The sequence below is a fragment of the Streptomyces krungchingensis genome (assembly GCF_054729265.1).
Window position 1 is genome coordinate 1,074,876 of sequence record NZ_JBPUKY010000001.1, and the last position, 18,636, is coordinate 1,093,511.

Consider the following 18,636-nt stretch of genomic DNA (forward strand, 5'->3'; position numbering starts at 1 on the left):
CGCCCGTCAGGTACGCGGGGACGCAGATCCGGATTCGAGGAGCACACCATGAAGGCGACCGCGCAGATCGGTGTCACAGGGCTCGCGGTGATGGGCCGCAATCTGGCCCGGAACTTCGCCCGGCACGGGTACACCGTCGCCGTCCACAACCGCACCCCCGCCCGGACCAAGGCGCTGATCGAGGAGTTCGGGCACGAGGGCGCCTTCGTGGCGGCCGGAACGGCGGAGGAGTTCGTGGCCGCATTGGAGCGCCCGCGCCGCCTCATGATCATGGTGCAGGCGGGCGCGGCGACCGACGCCGTCATCGAGGAGTTCGCCCCGCTGCTCGCGTCGGGCGACATGATCATCGACGGTGGCAACGCCCACTTCGCCGACACCCGCCGCCGCGAGCAGTCGCTGCGCGAGCGTGGCATCCACTTCGTGGGGGCGGGCGTCTCGGGCGGCGAGGAGGGCGCGTTGAACGGCCCGAGCATCATGCCCGGCGGGTCTCCGGAGTCGTACGCCTCGCTCGGCCCGATGTTCGAGTCGATCAGTGCCAAGGTCGACGGCGAGCCGTGCGCCACCCACATCGGCACGGACGGCGCCGGGCACTTCGTGAAGATGGTCCACAACGGCATCGAGTACGCCGACATGCAGCTGATCGGCGAGGCCTACGACCTGCTCCGGCGCGTCGGCGGATATGCGCCCGCGCAGATCGCGGAGATCTTCCGTCGCTGGAACAAGGGCCGCCTCGACTCGTATCTGATCGAGATCACCGCCGAGGTGCTGGCGCACACCGACCCCGCGAGCGGCGCGCCGTTCGTGGACGTCGTGGTCGACGCGGCCGGGCAGAAGGGCACCGGCCGCTGGACCGTGCAGACCGCGCTCGACCTGGGATCCCCGGTCACGGCGATCTCGCAGGCGACGTTCGCCCGTGCCGCCTCCAGCCAGTCCGGGCTGCGCGCCGCGTACCGGGACCTGCCCGGCGGCACCCACTGGGAACTGTCCGCCACCGAGGCGGAACGCTTCACCAGCCAGGTCGAGCACGCCCTGTACGCGTCCAAGCTCATCGCCTACGACCAGGGCTGGAAGATGATCCTGGACGCCGCAGACGAGTACGGCTGGGACATCGACCTCGGCGAGGTGGCGAAGATCTGGCGCGGCGGCTGCATCATCCGCGCCGCCTTCCTGGACCGCATCCGCGCCGCCTACGCCGTGGACCCCGCCCTGGTCAGCCTGCTCTCGGACGCGGGCTTCGCCGCCGAGATCAAGGATGCGCAGGTCCCCTGGCGCGAGGTGATCGCGACGGCCGCACGCCGCGGTGTGCCGGTGCCGGCGTTCTCGGCCGCCCTGTCGTACTACGACACACTGCGCGCCGACCGCCTCCCCGCCGCCCTCACTCAGGGGCAGCGGGACTACTTCGGCGCCCACACCTACCGTCGCACCGACCGCGACGGCAGCTTCCACACCCTGTGGGGCGAGACGGGCCGGGCGGAGACCGAGGTGCTGTGACGGACCCGAAGTACCGTGGCCCGCGCCGGTGTTCACCGGCGCGGGCCGTCGTTCCGGCTCAGCCGAGCGGCTTCTCCAGCACCGCCTTGCGGTGGCTGAACGTCTCGATGGACCAGCGGCCGTGGTAGCTGCCCATGCCGCTCTCGCCGACTCCGCCGAACGGCAGGTCGGAGACGGTCAGATGGGCGAGCGGCAACCCGAAGCCGAGGCCTCCGGACGAGGTCTCCGCGGCGATCCGCCGGCGGGTGGTCTCGGAGTCGGTGAAGACGTACAGGGCGAGGGGCTTGTCGCGGTCGTTGATGAAGCCGATGGCCTCGTCGAGGTCGGCCACGGTGACGATCGGGAGGATCGGGCCGAAGATCTCCTCCCGCATCACGGGCGACTCGGGGTCGACGTCGGCGAGCACGGTCGGCGCGATGTACTTGGCCTCCCGGTCGCTGTCGCCGCCGACGACGGTGCGGCCGGAGCCGAGTAGCGCGGTGAGCCGGTCGAAGTGCCGTTCGTTGACGATCCGCCCGTACTCGGCGGACGTCCGCGGCTCGGTGCCGAAGAGCGCCTCGGTGGCCCGGGCGAGTTGGGCCTCCAGGGCGCGGGCGGTCTCCGGGTCGGTGAGGACGTAGTCGGGCGCGACGCAGGTCTGCCCGGCGTTGAGGAACTTGCCGCGGGCCAACCGGTCGGCGACGGTGCCGAGTTCGGCGTCGCGGTCGACGAACGCCGGTGACTTTCCGCCGAGTTCGAGGGCGACCGGGGTGAGGTGCTCGGCGGCGGCCCGCATGACGACGCGGCCGACCGTGCCGTTGCCGGTGTAGAAGATCTGGTCGAACCGCTCGGCCAGCAGGGCCGTCGTCTCGGGGACACCGCCCTCGACGACGGCGACCGCGTCGGTGTCGAGGTGGCGCGGCAGCAGCCGCGCGAGCGCGGCGGAGGTGGCCGGGGCGAGTTCGCTGGGCTTGGCGACCACGGCGTTGCCGGCGGCCAGCGCGCCGAGCATCGGGGTCAGCAGGAGTTGCAGCGGATAGTTCCAGGGGGCGATGACCAGCACGACGCCGAGCGGGTCGTACTGCGTCCAGGCCGTGGCGTCGGCGCCGAGGTGCGCCGGGACCGGGGCGGATTCCGGCAGCAGCCAGCCGTCGAGGTGCTCCAAGGTGTGGTCGATCTCCCGCACCGTGAAGTCGATCTCGGTACGGAAGGCTTCGGTGGAGCTCTTGCCGAGGTCCTCGCGGAGGGCTGCGGCGAAGTCCTCGCCGTGCGAGGTGAGCATCCCGCGCAGTCGGCGCAGCTGGTCCGTGCGCCACGCGACGGGCTTGGTGCGGCCGGAGCGGAAGGTGGCGCGCAGCCGGGAGACGACGTCGGCGGGCTGTTCGGGGATCGACTGGTTCACGGTGCCTCGCTGGTCGGGGCGCGGGCCGGCGGGCCGGCCGCGCGAACGTGCTCGACGGTTGGATGTATAAGCCAACCGTATCTGTATGTAATTGCCAACCTTTCCGGCTCGCGGAGAAATTCCGGGAGCGGCGGACCACTTTCCGTCACCGGCCGTGATCGCCGGGTGGACGGCGAGCCCGGCTACACGTCCGGCAGATCCCGTCGGCGGCGTTCGAGGTGTGCTCGCTCGGCGTCGCCGGCGGTGAGCGCGACGGCCGCCTCGTAGGCCAGCGCGGCTTCCGCCGTGCGGCCCAGCCGGCGCAGCAGCTCGGCCCGTACGGCGTGGTGGGCGTGGTAACCGTCCAGGTCGAGCGCGTCGACGATCGCGAGGGCTGCCGCCGGGCCGTCGGTCTCCGCCACCGCGACGGCGCGGTTGAGGGCGACCACCGGGCCTGGGGCGACGGCCGTCAGCTGGTCGTAGAGGCGGAGGATCTGGCCCCAGTCCGTGGCGTCGGCGGTCGGGGCGTCGCTGTGCACGGCGTTGACCGCGGCCTGGATCTGGTACGGGCCGGGCCGGTTCAGACGCAGACAGCGCCGTACCAGGGCCTGCCCCTCGGCGATCAGGCTCCGGTCCCACAGGGAGCGGTCCTGGTCGGCGAGGAGGACCAGGTCGCCGTCCGCCGTCGCGCGGGCGGGCCGGCGTGCCTCGATGAGCAGGACCAGTGCGAGCAGGCCGAGCGCCTCGGGCTCGTCCGGCATGAGCTCGACGAGCAGCCGCGCCAGGCGGACGGCCTCCGCGCAGAGGTCCTCCCGGCCGCCGTAGCCCTCGTTGTAGATCAGGTAGACGACGGCGAGCACCCCCTTGACGCGCTCCGGGAGGTCGGCGTCGCGCGGGACCCGGTACGGGATGCCCGCGTCGCGGATCTTCGCCTTCGCCCGGACCAGCCGCTGGGCCATGGTGGGCTCGGGGACCAGGAAGGCACGCGCGATCTGCGGTGTGGTCAGACCGCCCAGGAGTCTCAGGGTGAGCGCCACCTGGGCCTGGGTGGCGAGCGCGGGATGACAGCAGGTGAAGATCAGGCGGAGCCGGTCGTCGCGCACGGGTCCCTCCTCGGCGGGTGCCTCCGGGGCGTACAGCCGCGCCGCCTCGGCGTGCCGCGCGTCCCGGGTGGACTCCCGGCGCAGCCGGTCGACGGCGCGGTTGCGGGCGGTGGTGATGATCCACCCGGCGGGGCTCGCCGGTGTGCCGGTCTCCGGCCACTTGCGCACGGCCGTGGTGAACGCGTCCTGCACCGCTTCCTCGGCGAGGTCGATGTCGCCGAGGAAGCTGATGAGGACGGCGACCGCGCGGCCGTACTCGGCACGGAAGACGGCTTCGACGTCCGCCGCGGTGGCGGTCACGCGCGCCGCCCCGCCGTGGTGACGGTCATACGGCCTCCTCCGCCGTGGTGACAGTCATACGTCCCCCTCCGCCGTGGCGAGGGTGATCTCCTCCGCCCCGGTGACCGTCATGGGGTCTCTCCTCCGTCGTGACGGTCATACGCCCCCGCCCCATGGTGACCTCCATGGTGACGGTCGACCGCCTCCCACCCGCGTCGCTGGGGTCGGCTCCGCCGCGCCGGCGCCGGGGCCGGATCATCGGTCCTCGGCCTCGTGCGTGAACGGCCGCACCTCGATGGGCAGCGTGGTCGCCAGCGTCGCCTTGCGGCCCCAGGCGAGGGCCTCGTCCAGGTCGGGTGCCTTGATCAGGCAGATCCCGCCCAGGTACTCCTTGCTCTCGGTGTAGGGGCCGTCGGTGACCAGGACGTCGCCGTCCCGGGCGCGCAGCACGGTGGCCGTCTCCGGCCCGTGCAGGCCGCCGGCGAACACCCAGGCACCGGCCTCGCGCAGCTCCGCGTGGAAGACGTCCAGGTTGTGCATGATCTCTTCCAGGGCCTCGGGCGCGGGCGGCTCGCCCACCGGCTGCATGACGCTCAAGAGGTAGTACTTCATGGTGTGGCCTCCTCGGTGGTCTCTCCTTGACTACACGAACGGGAGACCGCCGGATCGACACGCGCCACGACACGAGCGGGAGAAATCTTCGATGACCACCCCACCCCATCCACTCGTCACCCGGGCCCGGCGGCTGGCGGCCGAGGTGCTGGCGCCCCGGGCGGAGCGCGTCGACCAGGAGGGCGTGCCGGCGGACAGCATCGAAGCGGTCAAGCGGTCGGGGCTGCTCGGGCTGAGCGCGCCGGTTTCGTACGGAGGGGCGGCGGCACCGGCCGCGGTGGTCCGGGAGGTCGCGGAGATCCTGGCGGGGGCGTGCTGCTCGACCTGGTTCGTCCAGACGCAGCACCACACGCCGGTCACGACGCTCGCCCAGTGCGAACACCCTCTGCGGGAGCGCCTGTTGAGGCGGATGGCGAGCGGTGAGCTGTTGTCGGGGGTCGCCTACGCGCAGTTGCGCGCCCATCCGCGCGTCCCGGTGCGCGTGTCCCGGGAGCGCGGCGGCTGGCGCTTCGACGGCACGGTGCCCTGGTACACGGGATGGGGGCTGAACGACGTGATGCTGCTGGCCGGTGTGACGGACGCCGACGAGGCGCTGTTCGCGTTCACCGAGGCCCGTGAGCAGCCCGGTCTGCGCGCCTCGCCGCCGATGCGGCTCGCCGCGCTCACCGCGTCCCGGACGGTGTCGCTGGAACTGGACGGCCTCCTGCTGCCGGACGACGCCGTCGCCCTCCGGGTCCCCTATGCGACGTGGGCGGCGGGTGACCGTCCGAAGAACACCAACGCCTCCCCCGCCGTCTTCGGCATCGCCGAGGCGGCGCTCGGCCTCCTCGACTCCCCGGACGGCGACCCGGCCGCGCGGGCCACCGCCCAGGAATTGCGCGCCCGCCTCGACGAGGTCAGGCGCGTGGCGTACGGGCTGGCCGACCACCCGGTGCCGGGCGAGCGGATCGAGGAGCGGCTGGCCGCCAAGACACGGGCGTACGACGTGATGCGCGCGGCCACGACCGCCGCGGTGGTGGCCGGCGGCGGTCGGGCCATGGGCCTGGACAGTCCGGCGCAACGGCTGGCGCGGGAAGGGATGTTCCTGCTGGTGCAGGGGCAGACCGGCGAGGTGCGCCGGGCGCACCTCGCCTCGCTGGGATCACCGGCACCGCTCAGCCCGTGAAGGGGACCTGCGCGGCGGGCACGGTCGTCGGCGCGAACGGGTGCCGCCAGAGGCCCTGTTCGGCCAGCCTCGGCAGGACGCCCTCGCCGAACCAGTACGCCTCTTCGAGATGCGGATAGCCGGAGAGCACGAACTCGTCGATGCCGAGCGCGTGGTACTCCCCGATCCGCTCGGCCACCTCGGCGTGGCTGCCGACCAGGGCGGTGCCCGCGCCGCCGCGGACCAGGCCGATCCCGGCCCACAGGTTGGGGTGGATCTCCAGTCCGTCGCCGCCGCCGCCGTGCAGGGCGAGCATGCGGCGCTGCCCCTCCGACTCGCTGCGGGCGAGTCCGGCCTGCACCGCACGCACCGTCCGCGGGTCGAATCCGTCGAGGAGCCGGCGCGCCTCGGCCCAGGCCTGCTCCGAGGTGTCGCGGGTGATGACGTGCAGCCGGATGCCGAACCGGAGGCGACGCCCCTGGTCCGCCGCGAGTCCGCGGATCCACGCGATCTTCTCGGCGACCTGGGCGGGCGGTTCGCCCCAGGTGAGGTAGACGTCGGCGTACCGGGCGGCGACCTCGCCGGCGGCGGGTGAGGAGCCGCCGAAGTAGACCTCGGGGACCGGGTCGGGCACCCGGGCCAGCCGCGCGTCCTCGACGTGGAGGTGTTCGCCGGACAGGTCGACGGTCTTGCCGTCCCACAAGTCCCGGACGATCCGAAGGAATTCGCCGGTACGACGGTACCGGGCGTCCTTGTCGAGGAAGTCGCCGTAGGCGCGCTGCTCGTGGCTCTCGCCTCCGGTGACCACGTTCAGCAGGAGACGTCCCCCGCTCTGCCGCTGGAAGGTGGACGCCATCTGCGCGGCGAGTGTGGGCGACACGAACCCCGGCCGGAAGGCGACCAGGAACTTGAGTCGCTCGGTGTGCCGGCTGACCATCGCGGTGGTCAGCCACGCGTCCTCGCACCAGGCGCCGGTGGGGGTGAGCGCGCCGACGAAGCCGAGATCCTCGGCGGCCCGGGCGATCTGGCTCAGATAGCCGATCGTCGGCGGCCGGTCCCGGCCGGACACGGTGGCGGGTGTGCCATGGCCGCCCCCGACGACGTCGCGGCTGTCACCGTTGGTGGGCAGGAACCAGTGGAAGGTGAGGGGCACGGCGGCGGTTCTCCGATTCGTGGGGCCCGGCGCGCGTCAGAGCAGGCCGTGGCGGGGCGGCTTGGTGCCGTCGAGTACGTGCCGGCCGAAGTGCTGGAGCCTCCGGCGGGCCGGTGCGTGCGGGGTGTCGGTACGGGCGTCGCGCCAGTGACGGTGCGGATCGGCGGAGTCGAGCGCGGCGCGGGTGCCCGACACCTCGAACAGGGCGTCGGCCGCCTCGTCGTCGGCGATCACTTTCGCGGTCATCGTTCAGCTCGCCGCGGCCAGGACGGGCCCGCCCGTCAGGGCGGCCGAGAACTGGTCCACCACGTGGGCGAGGGCCTCGGCCGTGGCCGGTGCCACGGTGACGCTGCCGTCCTCACCCCTGGTGATGTCCTTGTCGAGGGTGAACCAGCCCTGGACGATGTGTGCCGCCCCCATGGAATTCAGCACCGGGCGCAGCGCGTAGTCGAGGGCGAGGACGTGCGCGGTGCTGCCCCCGGTGACGAGCGGGAGCACGGTCTTGCCGGTGAGGGCGTACTGCGGGAGCAGATCGAGCAGTGCCTTGAGGACGCCCGAGTAGGCGGCCTTGTAGACGGGGGTGCCGATCACGACGCCGTCGGCCCGCGCGAAGAGCTCGGTCGCCTCGACGACGGCGGGATGGCCGAAGTCGGCGCCGAGCAGGGCCTCGGCGGGGATCGTGCGGACGTCGAGCGGGATCACCTGGTGGCCCTGTGCGGCGAGCCGTGCGTCCAGGTGGCGCAGCAGTCCGGCCGTGCGGGACGAGGCGGAGGGGCTGCCGGAGACGGACAGGACGAGGGACATGGGTCCTCTTTCGTGAGCGGAGAGGCCGAGGAGGCAGAGGTCGACAGCGAGCCTCTTGTCGGACGGGTTCGGCGGCGCCGGTGACGGATTCCGTGACGGGAGCGGAGAACTCCCGGTGCCGGAACGAAGGCATGACGCATTACGGGCGCGGCAATTCCGAGGGAAATGCGCGGAGTCGAAAAGAAACGGCGGTTCCGGGGATCACAGGGGTGCGCCGGGAGGAATTCACCGGGGCGGACCGGGCCTGTGCGAAGGAAACCCTGCCGTGGGGCCGTCAGGCTTCGCGGCAACAGGAGGAGCTGGAGACACGCGCGAGATCGACATGGCGTCGCCGCGTGAGGTCCAGTCGCATCTGCATGCCGTCGATCGTCGCAGCCCCCGGTCCGAACCGTCAAGGAATCATCGGCCGATCTCGCATCCCGGACCGCTGAATTCACGAGAGCGCGACAGGGAAACCCCTGAAACTCTGCGCGTGGCGGTCGCATTCCGTCGTCGCGGGAATGGAGCAGCCGGAAAACGTCGGGCCGGTCACCCGCCTCGGCCCGGTTCGGTTCGCTGAGCTGCGCTGAGCCGGGCCGGGCCGGGCCGGGCCGGGCCGCTGATGAACTCCGCCTCGCGCAGCCCACGTTGAGCGAGGCCGTGCAAAATCCGGAGCGCGAGCCAGGGGTGGACCTGCCGGAGCGCGAGCGCCCCGGGTGCGGCTGGTGCTCCGGCGCCGCCGGACCGGCTCCGTGCCGCACGCCGCGGGCGACCCGCACGACACGTTCGTCCGCAGGTCCCAGGAGCTCGGGGCAGCGTGACGCCCCCGCGGTGACCCGTCGGCCGGCGGGCGCCACAACCCCTGTGACCATCCGAAGAGTCACTCGTTTGAAGGATCGACGTGCCATCACGGCAGCTCCTTCGGAAGGCATTTGCTCCATGCCCATCCCCCCACTCCCGCGGACCGTCCTGCACACCCGGGCCGGACTGGAACGGGCCGAGAGCGCCCTCGTCGAGGAGTACGGCGGACTCGTACGCCTGGCGTACCTCACACTGCCTCCCTCCCTGAGCAGGCATCGGCGTGTACTGCTCGCCCATTCCCTGGTACAGCGGTCGCTGCCGGGTTCCCGCGGGAGGTCCGCGCCCCGGGTTCCGGCGCCGCGGGGGAGGAAGACGGGGAAGGCACAGCCGGCCGTCGCCGAGAAGGACCGGCTGCGCTCGCGCGTCGTGCGCTCCGCCCTGGCGCACGCCCGGCCGCCCCGCGGCTGGCCGCGCCGGCTGCCCCCGCCGCGCACCCTGCTGCCCGCGCTGCCCGTGGTGTGGGGGCTGCGGCTGTTTCCCCGCGCGGGCGGCGCCGACGAGATCGCCCTGGGGCAGGCACTCGCCGGTACCACGGCCGCGGCACGCACCGCCTTCGTGCTGCGCGAGGTGGACGGGCTGCCCGACGCGTCGATCGAGGCTCTGCTGCGCACCGCCGGTGTCGCCGACCCCGCGAGCGCCCTGCGGTCGGCGACCCGGCTCCAGGAGACCGTGGGGACGGCGGCGCGCACCCTGCTCGCGTCACGGGAGTTCGACGCCTGCTCGGTGCAGACGCGCCCGACCGACCTGCTGCGCCGCAGGCGTCGCGTGCACCTGCTGTGGGCCGCGCTGACGGCCGTCGTCATCACGGCCGTGCTCCTCGCGTTCTCCTGGACCACATCCCGTCCGTCAGGGCCCCGCGACGACGTGCCCGCGGGACTTCCCCGCCCCGCCGACCTGGTCCGCACGCCCGCGGACGCCTGGAGCCGTACGGCGCGGATCGACTTCACCGCCTGGCCCGCGCGCGGCGACCGCACCCACGACGCCGACCTCCTGACCCGGGCGCTGTCCGCGTGGACCCGCCCCTCGCGCGGCCGGTACGACACGACGGACGGCACCCCGACGGACCCGCCCCCGCGGACACCTCAACTGCTCTACGCGGGGGACGTCGACGGCACCGCGGTGGTCCTGCTGCACGACGGCGGGCGCGTGGTGCGCTACAGCGAGCCGCTCGAGGCACCCGGGGACGGCACGCTCGTCCTGGCGCGCGCCGACGACGCGGACGTGACGACCGCCGCCGCCGTGCTCGTCGCACGCGGCAAGAAGGGCGTCCGGTATCTGCTCGCCCCGTGGGTCGCCGAAGCGGGGACGCGTGATCTGCTCGACCCCGACTCGCCCGCGCGCCCGCTCGACGTGGCCCGGGACGGGATCACCGGGCCGGTCCCCGCCCCGACGGGCGGCGCGGCCTGCGACCACCGTCCCGTCGTGCAACTGCGTTCGTCCGCCCGTATCGCGGAGAAGCACGCCTTCCTGCTGACCGACCTGGGCGAGCTGTCGCCCGTGCACCTCACGTACACCCCGCTGCCCGGGCACGGCAGCCCGCCAGCACGGCAGCCCAGGGAGGCGACCGGCGCGACCGCCCTGCTCGCCTGGGCACACCTCGCCTGCGGGCTCGAGGACCTGCGCGGGAGCGGCGTACGGGCGGTCAACACCTGGGACTTCGCCGAGCAGGACCTGCCGGAGGGCGGCGGGCACGCGGTGTGGTCGTGCACCCGGGCCACCACCTGGCGCGGGCCCGGCGACGTGGGGCTGTTCCTGCGCACGCCCGCCGACTCGCCCGCCGCTCCGGCGGAGCCGGTCGGCCGGGCCCGCGGGACGGCCGCGTGCAGCCGGTTCGGCCGGCACGTGGTGGCCGACACTCGCTGGCGTGCGCGCACCGGCCACTGGTATCTCCTCGCGGCCGGCAGCCGCGCGGTCACCCGGATCGACGTCGGAGGGGCTGTGACCGCCCGGGCGAGCGGCCCGACGCTCGCGGTCCGCGCCGCACGGGAGGCCCGGACCCGGGTGACGGCACGTCTGGACACCGGCGCATCGCTGAAGCCGGTCGGCGACGGGGCGGGCCGCTGAGCCCACGCCGCGCCCGCACGGGCGAGGTCAGTCCTCGTCCCCGGCAGGGACGACCACGAGGAACGCGTCCGTCTTCAGGTCCATGACCACGGTCGCGGGAACGCCCTCGGTGCGGCGCCGGGCCGCGTACTCCTCCGCGGTCCAGGATCCGCGCGGGGCTCCGGCAGGAAATCGCTCCAGCACCTTCGTACCCATACCGGCAGACACCTCCACCTGTGGCCTCGGACTCGGGCCGACGAGTCCCGTGACCTCCGCTTGCCCGCGTTTTCCGCGGACATGTCCCATCGATCGTGCGAAGATCCGCCGTTCGCATCCGCCGGTGCCGCTCGCGTGGAAGGGATCAGTACAGACTGCGGAAGGGGGGCGGCGAGCCGGAGTGACGGAGGGACCCCATGAGCGACGACGACGCCCGCACCGGGCTGAACTGCCTGGTGACGGGCGCCACCGGCTACATCGGCGGACGACTGGTGCCCGAGCTGCTGACCGAGGGGCACCATGTGCGCTGTCTGGCCCGCTCTCCCGACAAGCTGCGCGACCACCCCTGGGCGGGCGACGTGGACGTCATGCGCGGCGACGTCACGAACGTCGGCTCCGTCGCCGAGGCGATGCGCGGCATCGACGTCGCGTACTACCTCGTGCACGCCATCGGTTCGAGCCGCGACTTCGAGGAAACCGACCGCAAGGCGGCCCTGATCTTCGCCGAGCAGGCGCGTGCGGCGGGAGTGCGCCGCCTGGTCTACCTCGGCGGCCTCACACCCGCGGGGGTGCCGGAGGAGGAGCTCTCCCCGCACCTCAGGTCCCGGGCCGAGGTCGGCCGCATCCTGCTGGAATCGGGGGTGCCGACCACGGTGCTGCGCGCCGCGGTGATCATCGGCTCCGGCTCGGCCTCCTTCGAGATGCTGCGCTACCTCACGGAACGGCTGCCCATCATGGTCACGCCGAGCTGGGTGCACACCCGCATCCAGCCGATGGGCGTACGGGACGTGCTGCGCACCCTCGTCGGCAGCGCCCGGATGCCCTCGGACGTCAACCGTGCCTTCGACATCGGCGGCCCGGACGTCCTGACGTACCGGGACATGATGCGGCGGTACGCGGCCGTCGCCGGACTCCCCCGCAGGATCATCCTCGCCGTGCCGGTGCTCACCCCCGGACTCTCCAGTCACTGGGTGGGGCTCGTCACCCCCGTGCCCGCGTCCATCGCCCGTCCGCTCACCGAGTCGCTGCGGCACGAGGTCGTGTGCCACGAGCACGACATCACCCGCTACGTGCCCGATCCGCCGGGCCGGCCGATCGGCTTCGACGAGGCGGTGGCACTGGCCCTGCAACGCGTGCAGGACGCGCAGGTCACCACCCGGTGGTCGTCGGCCGCCTACCCCGGTGCGCCCAGCGACCCGCTGCCCACCGACCCCGACTGGGCCGGCGGCAGCCTCTTCACCGACGAACGCGAACTGATCGTGGACGCACCGCCCGAAGCGCTGTGGAAGGTCATCGAGGGGATCGGCGGCGACAACGGCTGGTACTCCTTCCCGCTCGCCTGGGCGGTGCGCGGCTGGATGGACCGGCTGGTCGGCGGTGTGGGTCTGCGGCGCGGGCGGCGGGACGCCACGCGACTGCGGGTCGGCGACTCGCTGGACTTCTGGCGCGTCGAGGAGATCGTGCCGGGCCGTCTGCTGCGGCTGCGCGCCGAGATGAGGCTGCCCGGCCTGGCCTGGCTGGAGATGTACGCGGAGGTGACCGACGACGGGCGCACCCGGTACCGGCAGCGTGCCTTGTTCCACCCGCACGGTCTGCTCGGCCAGTTGTACTGGTGGAGCGTGTCGCCGTTCCACACCGTCGTGTTCGGCGGCATGGCCCGCAACATCGCCAGGACCGCGGCCAAGGAGACTCCCTCGCGCAGGGGACACACCGCGATGTCACGTTGACCGCCGCATCCGAGGACGGCGCCCGAACGGAAGCAGGTGAACGCCAAAACCCTCGCAGCCCCCACCCGGAGCCACGCCATGACCCTCTCCATCGTCCTGTTGACCTCGGACCTGCGGCTGCACGACCACCCGCCGCTGCGGGCGGCCCTCGACGGCTCGACCGCCGTGGTGCCGCTGTTCGTGCGCGACCAGGGCATCGCCGCGTCCGGGTTCACCGCCCCCAACCGTGCGGCGTTCCTCGCCGACTGCCTGGCCGACCTCGACACGGGGCTGCGCGAGCGCGGCGGCCGTCTGGTGGTGCGGTCGGGCGACGTCGTCGAGCAGGTGTGCGCGGTGGTCGCCGAGGCGGACGCCGACGAGGTGCACATGGCCGCCGGAGTCAGTGCGTACGCCCAGCGGAGGGAGGAGCGGCTGCGCGCCGCCCTGGAGGCGGAGGGGTGCCGTCTGCACGTCCACGACACGGTGATCACCGCGGTGGCTCCCGGCGATGTCACCCCGGCCGCCTCCGACCACTTCGCCGTCTTCACGCCGTACTACCGTCACTGGTCGCAGCAGCATCTGCGGGAGGCGCTGGCCGCGCCCCGGGTGGTCCGGGTGCCGGACGGCGTCGGTTCCGAGGAGGTGCCCGCCCGCGCGAAGGTCGCCGGGGTGTCGGAAGGGCTGGCCGCGGGCGGCGAGGGCGAGGGCCGGCGGCGGCTGACGGCGTGGCTGCGCGGCGGCATCGGCTCGTACGACGACCGCCACGACGACCTGGCCGGCGACGCCACCTCGCGGCTCTCCCCCCATCTGCACTTCGGCACGCTCTCGCCGGTGGAGCTCGTCCACCGGGCACGCGCGGCGGGCGGCCCCGGCGCCGCGGCCTTCGTGCGCCAGGTCGCCTGGCGGGACTTCCACCACCAGGTGCTGGCGGCCCGTCCGGCGGCTTCGGACGCGGACTACCGCACACAGCGCGACCGTTGGCGGTCGGGGGCGCGCGCCGAGCAGGACATCGAGGCGTGGAAGCGGGGCCGCACCGGCTACCCGGTGGTCGACGCGGCGATGCGCCAGCTGCGGCACGAGGGCTGGATGCACAATCGCGGGCGCCTGCTGACCGCGAGTTTCCTCACCAAGACGCTGTACGTGGACTGGCGGGTCGGCGCGCGGTACTTCCTGGAGCTGCTGGTCGACGGTGACGTCGCGAACAACCAGCTCAACTGGCAGTGGATGGCCGGGACGGGCACGGACACCCGCCCCAACCGGGTCCTCAACCCGGTGGTGCAGGGCAAGCGCTACGACCCCGACGGCGCCTACGTACGCCGCTGGGTGCCCGAGCTGGAGGGCCTCACGGACGCCTCCGTGCACGAACCGTGGAAGCTGCGAGGGCTGGAGCGGGCCGCGTACGACTACCCGGACCCGGTGGTCGAACTCTCCGAGGGACTCGCCCGGTTCAAGAACGCCCGGGGCCGTCTCTGACCGGATCAGGGGGCGGTCTTTACCGGGCGTAGAGGATTCCTTTCCGCAGGCAGCCGTACTGGTGGGCGACCGAACGACTCGTACCGGACCCGTCCGCACCGGACCGGTCCACGACGCGGCCGGCCGCGGTGTCCGGCTCCGGGCCGCCGCACCGGCCAGGAGGCTTCATGCGCATCGCACGGAACGTGGGAACCCTCTTCGTGACCGGCGCGCTGACCATGACCCTGGCCGCGCTCGCCTATCCAGCGGTGCTCGGCCTGCAGACGACGGCCGGCGACCAGAGCCGTGTCATCGCGAACACGGCGGCGGGCCCGCTGACCGAGGCCGACCGCGACTTCGTGGTGAAGGTGCGCGCGGCCGGTCTGTGGGAGTACCCGTCGGGGCAACTGGCCTTGCAGAAGGGCACGGTTCCGGCCGTCAGGACAGCGGGTCAGCACCTCGTCAGGGGCCACGCCGCGCTGGACGCCACCTGCCGCAAGGTCGCCGCCCAGCTCGGCATCACGCTGCCGAACAAGCCGTCCCCGCAGCAGCAGGGATTCGTGGCGACGCTGAGCGGCGACAGCGGCAAGCAGTTCGACACCGACCTGGCCAACATCCTGCGGGTGACACACGGTCAGATCTTCCCGGTCATCGCGAAGATCCGGGCCACCACCCGGAACACGCTGGTACGGCAACTCGCCGACCAGGCCAACGACACCGTGCTGGACCACATCACGGTGATGGAGAAGACCGGACTGGTCAACTTCGGCCAGGTGCTGGTCCAGGAGACCAGCCCTGCGAAGCTGCCCCAGCAGAACCTGACGCCCCCGGCGCCGCAACCGGGCGAGCCGACCGTCGTGCTCACCCCGCCCGCGGGCGGCTCCCCGTCCTCCCCGGCGTCCCCGCCGGCCGCCACCTCCCCGTCCCCCTCCCCGACGGTGGGGTGAGCGCGGCCGGCGGCAGGACGCCGGGGAACCATGTCAGGGCACCGGCACCGGCCGGTTCTCGCCGGGCGCGGCGAAGGAGTCGTACAGGCCCGCGAGGGTGGTCAGCGCCTCGCTCAGTCCCTGCGGGCGGAGCGTCCCCGGCACCTGCCGTCCCGCCCAGCCCGGCCCGGCCAGCAGGACGGTGGGCCGGGACCGCGCGCCCTTGACGCCCCAGCTGGTGCTCGCGACGTGCCGGGCCAGCGGATGGTCGGCCGTGGAGCGTGCCTGCGCCCACAGGACGACCGCCACCGGGCCGAGGCGCCGCACGGCCGCGGTGAGCGCCTCCGTGGGGACGGCCGCGCCGAACATCCGCGTGGGCAGGCCGAGTTCCGTGAGGCTCGCGTCGAGCGCCTCCAGCGGCAGGCTGTGCTGTTCGCCCGGGACGCAGGCCAGCAGCACCGGACCCACGCCCGGCGTTCCGGGTGCGACCTCGCCGGTGGCGCGGTGCAGCGCGCGGGAGATGTGCCAGGAGAGCAGGTGCTCGACCTCCACGTAGCGGTCCCCGGAGGACTCCCACTTGCGGCCGACCGCGTGCAGGGTCGGCACCATCACCTCCTCCCAGGCCACGACGAGGCCGTGCCGGGTGACGAGCGCGGTCAACTGGTCGTCCACGGCGGGTGCGTCGAGCCGGACCGCGGCGCGCGCGAGGCCCTTGCACTCCTTGCGCGCGTCCCCCAGCGGCAGGGCTCCGGGAGCCCGCGACCGCGGCCGTGCGGTGTCGGCGCGGTCGGCCGGCGGGCGGTCGCGCTCGGACGGTGACCGGTCGACGCCCTCCAGTGCGGCCCGGGCCGCCTCGGCGGGCGGAACACCGGCCGAGGTCAGCCGGCACATCTCCTCCAGCATCGCCACGTCCTGCGGCGTCCAACGGCGATGGTGCCCGCCGGAGCGCGCCGCCGGTCCCACGCCGTACCTCCGGTCCCAGGACCGCAGGGTGGTGGGCGACACCCCGAGGCGGCGCGCCAGGGCGCCCGTGGTGAGTCCCGGTTCGGCGGGTTGTGCGGCCGGTCCGTGCCGGTCCGCCGGTGGCAGGTCACCCATGCGGCGACTATACGACGCAGAAACGACGCGAGTTGTGGGGATGGTCGTGCGCTTCACACGATGGGGATCCGGACGTGCCGGGGGCAGCGGCCGGCACCCGCCGGCCCGGCCGCGGCCGGGACCGAACCCGCACGACCGAGGAGCCCCGGCCATGACCGCAGATCCGATCCCGGAGCCGTGCGGTGCCCCACCGATCGTGTCCGACGCGCGCCACGAGGTGGTCCTGCTCCCCCGCCCGCGGGCCGACGGCACCGCCTCCGTGCCGGCGCGCTCCGAGCCGGTCGTCGTGACCGACCTGATCGCGGACGCGTCCATCGGTGCGCGCCTGGTGGCGGGCGACGAGGCCGGTCTCGCCGCCGCCTACCGTCGCTGGGGCGCTCTGGTGCACACCCTCGCGTGGCGCTCGCTGGGCGACACACGGGAGGCCGAGGACGTCACGCAGCAGGTGTTCCTGGCCGCGTGGCGGGGCCGGCAGGGCTACCGGCCCGAGCGTGGCACCGTCGCCGGCTGGCTCGTCGGCATCACCCGCCGCAAGACCGCCGACGCGCTGGCCGCGCGCACCCGCCGCGGCGAGCTGATCGCCGCTGCCGCCGGCTCGTTGCCGGCAGACGCCGACGGCGCCTCGGCCCACCCGGAGGCGGTGCTGGACCGTGTGCTCGTGCAGGACGAGCTGGCGAAGCTGCCCCCTCCGCAGCAGCACGTGCTGCGCCTCGCGTTCTACGAGGACCTGACCCACACGCAGATCGCCCAGCGCACCGGCTGGCCGCTGGGCACCGTCAAGAGCCACTGCCGGCGCGGGCTGCTCCAGCTGCGCCGCTGTCTGAGGCCGGAGACGCCCGGCTGACCGACCGGGCCCGGCCGGGCCGGACGTCCCCGGCGCCCGAGCCCCCTGTCACGGCCCGTCGGGAAACCCGTCGCAGCTTCGCGCCGATCCGGCCAATCCGTTCGCGTACCGGTTCCGGATCACGTACGTACCGTCGCGCTCGCCCGTCCTGGAGGACCACCCCGTGAAGGAAGCCGTGGAGATCGGGAAGAACCCGGCTGCGGAACCGAATCTGCCGGATCTGATGGCCGAGGTCGCCCGTGGCGACACCGAGGCCTTCGCCACGCTCTACGACGTCGTGGCGGGCCCGGTCCTGGGGATCGTTCGGAGGGTGGTGCGGGACGGGGCCCAGTCGGAGGAGGTGGCCCAGGAAGTGCTGATCGAAGTGTGGCGGACGGCCGCCCGGTACCGTCCCGAACGCGGCTCGGTGACGAACTGGGTCCTCACCCTCGCCCATCAGCGTGCGGTGGACCGGGTCCGCTCGGTCGAGGCGTCGGCCGCCCGGGAGCAGCGGGCCGCCCTGCTGGACCGCACGCCCGAGTTCGACGAGGTGACCGAGCAGGTCGAGGCACGCCTGGAGCACGAGCAGGTGCGGCGCTGTCTGCGCACGCTGACGGAGCTTCAGCGGCAGTCGGTGACGCTGGCCTACTACCGCGGGCTGACGTACCGCGAGGTGGCGGAGTTGCTGTCGCTGCCGCTCGGCACGGTCAAGACCCGGCTGCGCGACGGTCTCATCCGCCTGCGCGACTGCCTGGGGGTGGCGGCGTGAGGACGGCCGATCTGCACACTCTGACCGGCGCGTACGCGCTGCACGCCCTCGACGACGACGAGCGGGCGCGGTTCGAGGCGCATTCCGCGGACTGCGACGCGTGCACGCAGGAGGTCCTGGAGCTGCGGGCCGCCGCCGCGCGGCTGGCCCTCGCGGTCACGGTGTCCCCTGCCCCCGCGCTCAAGTCCGAGGTCATGCGGCGGATCACCGCCGTGCGGCAGGAGGGGCCCCGCACTGTTCCGCTCGCGCGGCCCGGACGTCTCGCGGCCCGTGCGCACCGCCTGTCGCGCTGGGTGCCGGCCGCCTGCCTGGCCGCCGCGGCCCTGTTCGGCGGTGTGGCGGTGTGGCAGCACGACCGCGCCGAGGAGGCACAGGACCGGGCGCGGCGGTCGGAACGGCAGGGCGACGAGCTCGCTTCCGTGCTGGCCGCCCCGGACGCCCGGACACGGACGGCGAGGCTGGCGGACGGCGCGACGGGCACGGTGGTGGTGTCCAAGGGTCTCGACCGGGCCGTGTTCATCGCCTCGGGGATGGCGGCACCGCCGGACGGCAAGGTCTATCAGCTGTGGTTCGACGACGGGGGCAGCATGCGGTCGGCCGGGCTGATGGACCCGGGGCGCACCGACGAGGCGGTGCTGATGCGCGGCCCCGTGGACAGGGCGTCCGGTGTGGGCGTCACCGTCGAACCGGCGGGCGGTTCGACGGAGCCGACCTCCGCGCCGGTGGCGCTGCTGGACTTCCCCGCCTGACCGTCCCGTCCCCCTCCGGCCTCCGGGGGCGGGACGGTCTTCCCCGCGTCGTCCGTCGGCCCCCTTCC

The 18,636-nt window shown here is 73.6% G+C and carries 17 protein-coding genes and 1 pseudogene; 9 read left to right on the forward strand and 9 right to left on the reverse strand.

Annotation, left to right across the window (positions count from 1 at the left end; all coding sequences use genetic code 11):
- The first annotated feature begins 48 nt into the window (after window positions 1-48).
- A complete protein-coding gene (gene gndA, locus ACSYGO_RS04960) occupies window positions 49-1,491 on the forward strand; it encodes an NADP-dependent phosphogluconate dehydrogenase (protein ID WP_432176946.1) in 1,443 nt (480 codons plus the stop codon).
- A 58-nt stretch (window positions 1,492-1,549) separates the two neighbouring features.
- Here gndA and ACSYGO_RS04965 read toward each other — a convergent pair whose 3' ends face one another.
- From ACSYGO_RS04965 to ACSYGO_RS04975, 3 genes are all read right to left on the reverse strand, one after another.
- Window positions 1,550-2,872, reverse strand: a complete 1,323-nt coding sequence (locus ACSYGO_RS04965; protein ID WP_460385865.1) for an aldehyde dehydrogenase family protein — start codon at window positions 2,870-2,872, stop codon at window positions 1,550-1,552.
- A 182-nt stretch (window positions 2,873-3,054) separates the two neighbouring features.
- Window positions 3,055-4,254 (reverse strand): RNA polymerase sigma factor, encoded by a 1,200-nt coding sequence (locus tag ACSYGO_RS04970; protein WP_460385866.1) that lies wholly within the window; start codon window positions 4,252-4,254, stop codon window positions 3,055-3,057.
- A gap of 234 nt (window positions 4,255-4,488) precedes the next feature.
- The gene (locus ACSYGO_RS04975) at window positions 4,489-4,845 is read right to left on the reverse strand and encodes a YciI family protein (RefSeq protein WP_426679410.1); all 357 of its coding nucleotides are present in this window, start codon (window positions 4,843-4,845) and stop codon (window positions 4,489-4,491) included.
- A gap of 91 nt (window positions 4,846-4,936) precedes the next feature.
- Here ACSYGO_RS04975 and ACSYGO_RS04980 point away from each other — a divergent pair, with 91 nt between their 5' ends.
- Window positions 4,937-6,010 carry an acyl-CoA dehydrogenase family protein gene (locus ACSYGO_RS04980; RefSeq protein ID WP_426679411.1) on the forward strand — a complete coding sequence of 358 codons (1,074 nt, stop codon included), beginning with the start codon at window positions 4,937-4,939 and terminating at the stop codon, window positions 6,008-6,010.
- On the opposite strand, the gene ACSYGO_RS04985 is transcribed toward ACSYGO_RS04980, so the two are convergent.
- From ACSYGO_RS04985 to ACSYGO_RS05000, 4 genes and pseudogenes are all read right to left on the reverse strand, one after another.
- A complete protein-coding gene (locus ACSYGO_RS04985) occupies window positions 6,000-7,142 on the reverse strand; it encodes an LLM class flavin-dependent oxidoreductase (protein ID WP_460385867.1) in 1,143 nt (380 codons plus the stop codon). The two genes, ACSYGO_RS04980 and ACSYGO_RS04985, sit on opposite strands and share 11 nt — an antisense overlap.
- 36 nt (window positions 7,143-7,178) lie before the next feature.
- A pseudogene (locus ACSYGO_RS04990) lies at window positions 7,179-7,361 on the reverse strand (SfnB family sulfur acquisition oxidoreductase); the annotation flags it as partial.
- A gap of 30 nt (window positions 7,362-7,391) precedes the next feature.
- Window positions 7,392-7,946 (reverse strand): NADPH-dependent FMN reductase, encoded by a 555-nt coding sequence (gene ssuE, locus ACSYGO_RS04995; RefSeq protein ID WP_426679413.1) that lies wholly within the window; start codon window positions 7,944-7,946, stop codon window positions 7,392-7,394.
- A 274-nt stretch (window positions 7,947-8,220) separates the two neighbouring features.
- On the reverse strand, window positions 8,221-8,304 hold the full coding sequence (locus ACSYGO_RS05000) for a putative leader peptide (RefSeq protein ID WP_425589386.1): 84 nt from the start codon (window positions 8,302-8,304) through the stop codon (window positions 8,221-8,223).
- A 560-nt stretch (window positions 8,305-8,864) separates the two neighbouring features.
- Between ACSYGO_RS05000 and ACSYGO_RS05005 the strand changes: the two genes are divergently transcribed.
- Complete coding sequence (locus ACSYGO_RS05005; RefSeq protein WP_460385868.1) at window positions 8,865-10,850, forward strand: hypothetical protein; 1,986 nt, start codon at window positions 8,865-8,867, stop codon at window positions 10,848-10,850.
- Between the two features lie 27 nt (window positions 10,851-10,877).
- Here the strand turns inward: ACSYGO_RS05005 and ACSYGO_RS05010 are convergent, their stop codons facing one another.
- The gene (locus ACSYGO_RS05010; protein WP_179332286.1) at window positions 10,878-11,045 is read right to left on the reverse strand and encodes a hypothetical protein; all 168 of its coding nucleotides are present in this window, start codon (window positions 11,043-11,045) and stop codon (window positions 10,878-10,880) included.
- Window positions 11,046-11,242: 197 nt separating this feature from the next.
- Between ACSYGO_RS05010 and ACSYGO_RS05015 the strand changes: the two genes are divergently transcribed.
- The 3 genes from ACSYGO_RS05015 to ACSYGO_RS05025 all read left to right on the forward strand — a co-directional run bounded on the left by ACSYGO_RS05015 (window position 11,243) and on the right by ACSYGO_RS05025 (window position 15,150).
- A complete protein-coding gene (locus ACSYGO_RS05015) occupies window positions 11,243-12,772 on the forward strand; it encodes an SDR family oxidoreductase (protein WP_460385869.1) in 1,530 nt (509 codons plus the stop codon).
- Window positions 12,773-12,850: 78 nt separating this feature from the next.
- Entirely contained in the window at window positions 12,851-14,224 is a 1,374-nt protein-coding gene (locus tag ACSYGO_RS05020; RefSeq protein WP_460385870.1) for a cryptochrome/photolyase family protein, read from the forward strand.
- Between the two features lie 167 nt (window positions 14,225-14,391).
- Window positions 14,392-15,150, forward strand: coding sequence for a DUF4142 domain-containing protein (locus tag ACSYGO_RS05025; RefSeq protein WP_432186900.1), 759 nt, complete (start codon window positions 14,392-14,394; stop codon window positions 15,148-15,150).
- Window positions 15,151-15,183: 33 nt separating this feature from the next.
- Here the strand turns inward: ACSYGO_RS05025 and ACSYGO_RS05030 are convergent, their stop codons facing one another.
- Complete coding sequence (locus ACSYGO_RS05030; protein ID WP_460385871.1) at window positions 15,184-16,227, reverse strand: MerR family transcriptional regulator; 1,044 nt, start codon at window positions 16,225-16,227, stop codon at window positions 15,184-15,186.
- Window positions 16,228-16,378: 151 nt separating this feature from the next.
- On the opposite strand from ACSYGO_RS05030, the gene ACSYGO_RS05035 reads away from it, so the two are divergent.
- The 3 genes from ACSYGO_RS05035 to ACSYGO_RS05045 all read left to right on the forward strand — a co-directional run bounded on the left by ACSYGO_RS05035 (window position 16,379) and on the right by ACSYGO_RS05045 (window position 18,568).
- A complete protein-coding gene (locus tag ACSYGO_RS05035; RefSeq protein ID WP_460385872.1) occupies window positions 16,379-17,071 on the forward strand; it encodes a sigma-70 family RNA polymerase sigma factor in 693 nt (230 codons plus the stop codon).
- Window positions 17,072-17,234: 163 nt separating this feature from the next.
- Window positions 17,235-17,819, forward strand: coding sequence for a sigma-70 family RNA polymerase sigma factor (locus tag ACSYGO_RS05040; protein ID WP_426679420.1), 585 nt, complete (start codon window positions 17,235-17,237; stop codon window positions 17,817-17,819).
- Window positions 17,816-18,568 carry an anti-sigma factor gene (locus tag ACSYGO_RS05045; protein ID WP_432186903.1) on the forward strand — a complete coding sequence of 251 codons (753 nt, stop codon included), beginning with the start codon at window positions 17,816-17,818 and terminating at the stop codon, window positions 18,566-18,568. Before ACSYGO_RS05040 ends, ACSYGO_RS05045 begins: the two co-directional genes overlap by 4 nt.
- The last annotated feature ends 68 nt before the right edge of the window (window positions 18,569-18,636 follow it).

Excerpts from the sequence above, each read along its gene's own strand:
- gndA (WP_432176946.1), top strand. The coding sequence starts at position 49 with ATGAAGGCGACCGCGCAGATCGGTGTCACAGGGCTCGCGGTGATGGGC.
- ACSYGO_RS04975 (WP_426679410.1), bottom strand. The coding sequence starts at position 4,845 with ATGAAGTACTACCTCTTGAGCGTCATGCAGCCGGTGGGCGAGCCGCCC.
- ACSYGO_RS04980 (WP_426679411.1), top strand. The coding sequence starts at position 4,937 with ATGACCACCCCACCCCATCCACTCGTCACCCGGGCCCGGCGGCTGGCG.
- ssuE (WP_426679413.1), bottom strand. The coding sequence starts at position 7,946 with ATGTCCCTCGTCCTGTCCGTCTCCGGCAGCCCCTCCGCCTCGTCCCGC.
- ACSYGO_RS05000 (WP_425589386.1), bottom strand. The coding sequence starts at position 8,304 with ATGCAGATGCGACTGGACCTCACGCGGCGACGCCATGTCGATCTCGCG.
- ACSYGO_RS05005 (WP_460385868.1), top strand. The coding sequence starts at position 8,865 with ATGCCCATCCCCCCACTCCCGCGGACCGTCCTGCACACCCGGGCCGGA.
- ACSYGO_RS05010 (WP_179332286.1), bottom strand. The coding sequence starts at position 11,045 with ATGGGTACGAAGGTGCTGGAGCGATTTCCTGCCGGAGCCCCGCGCGGA.
- ACSYGO_RS05015 (WP_460385869.1), top strand. The coding sequence starts at position 11,243 with ATGAGCGACGACGACGCCCGCACCGGGCTGAACTGCCTGGTGACGGGC.
- ACSYGO_RS05020 (WP_460385870.1), top strand. The coding sequence starts at position 12,851 with ATGACCCTCTCCATCGTCCTGTTGACCTCGGACCTGCGGCTGCACGAC.
- ACSYGO_RS05025 (WP_432186900.1), top strand. The coding sequence starts at position 14,392 with ATGCGCATCGCACGGAACGTGGGAACCCTCTTCGTGACCGGCGCGCTG.
- ACSYGO_RS05030 (WP_460385871.1), bottom strand. The coding sequence starts at position 16,227 with ATGGGTGACCTGCCACCGGCGGACCGGCACGGACCGGCCGCACAACCC.
- ACSYGO_RS05035 (WP_460385872.1), top strand. The coding sequence starts at position 16,379 with ATGACCGCAGATCCGATCCCGGAGCCGTGCGGTGCCCCACCGATCGTG.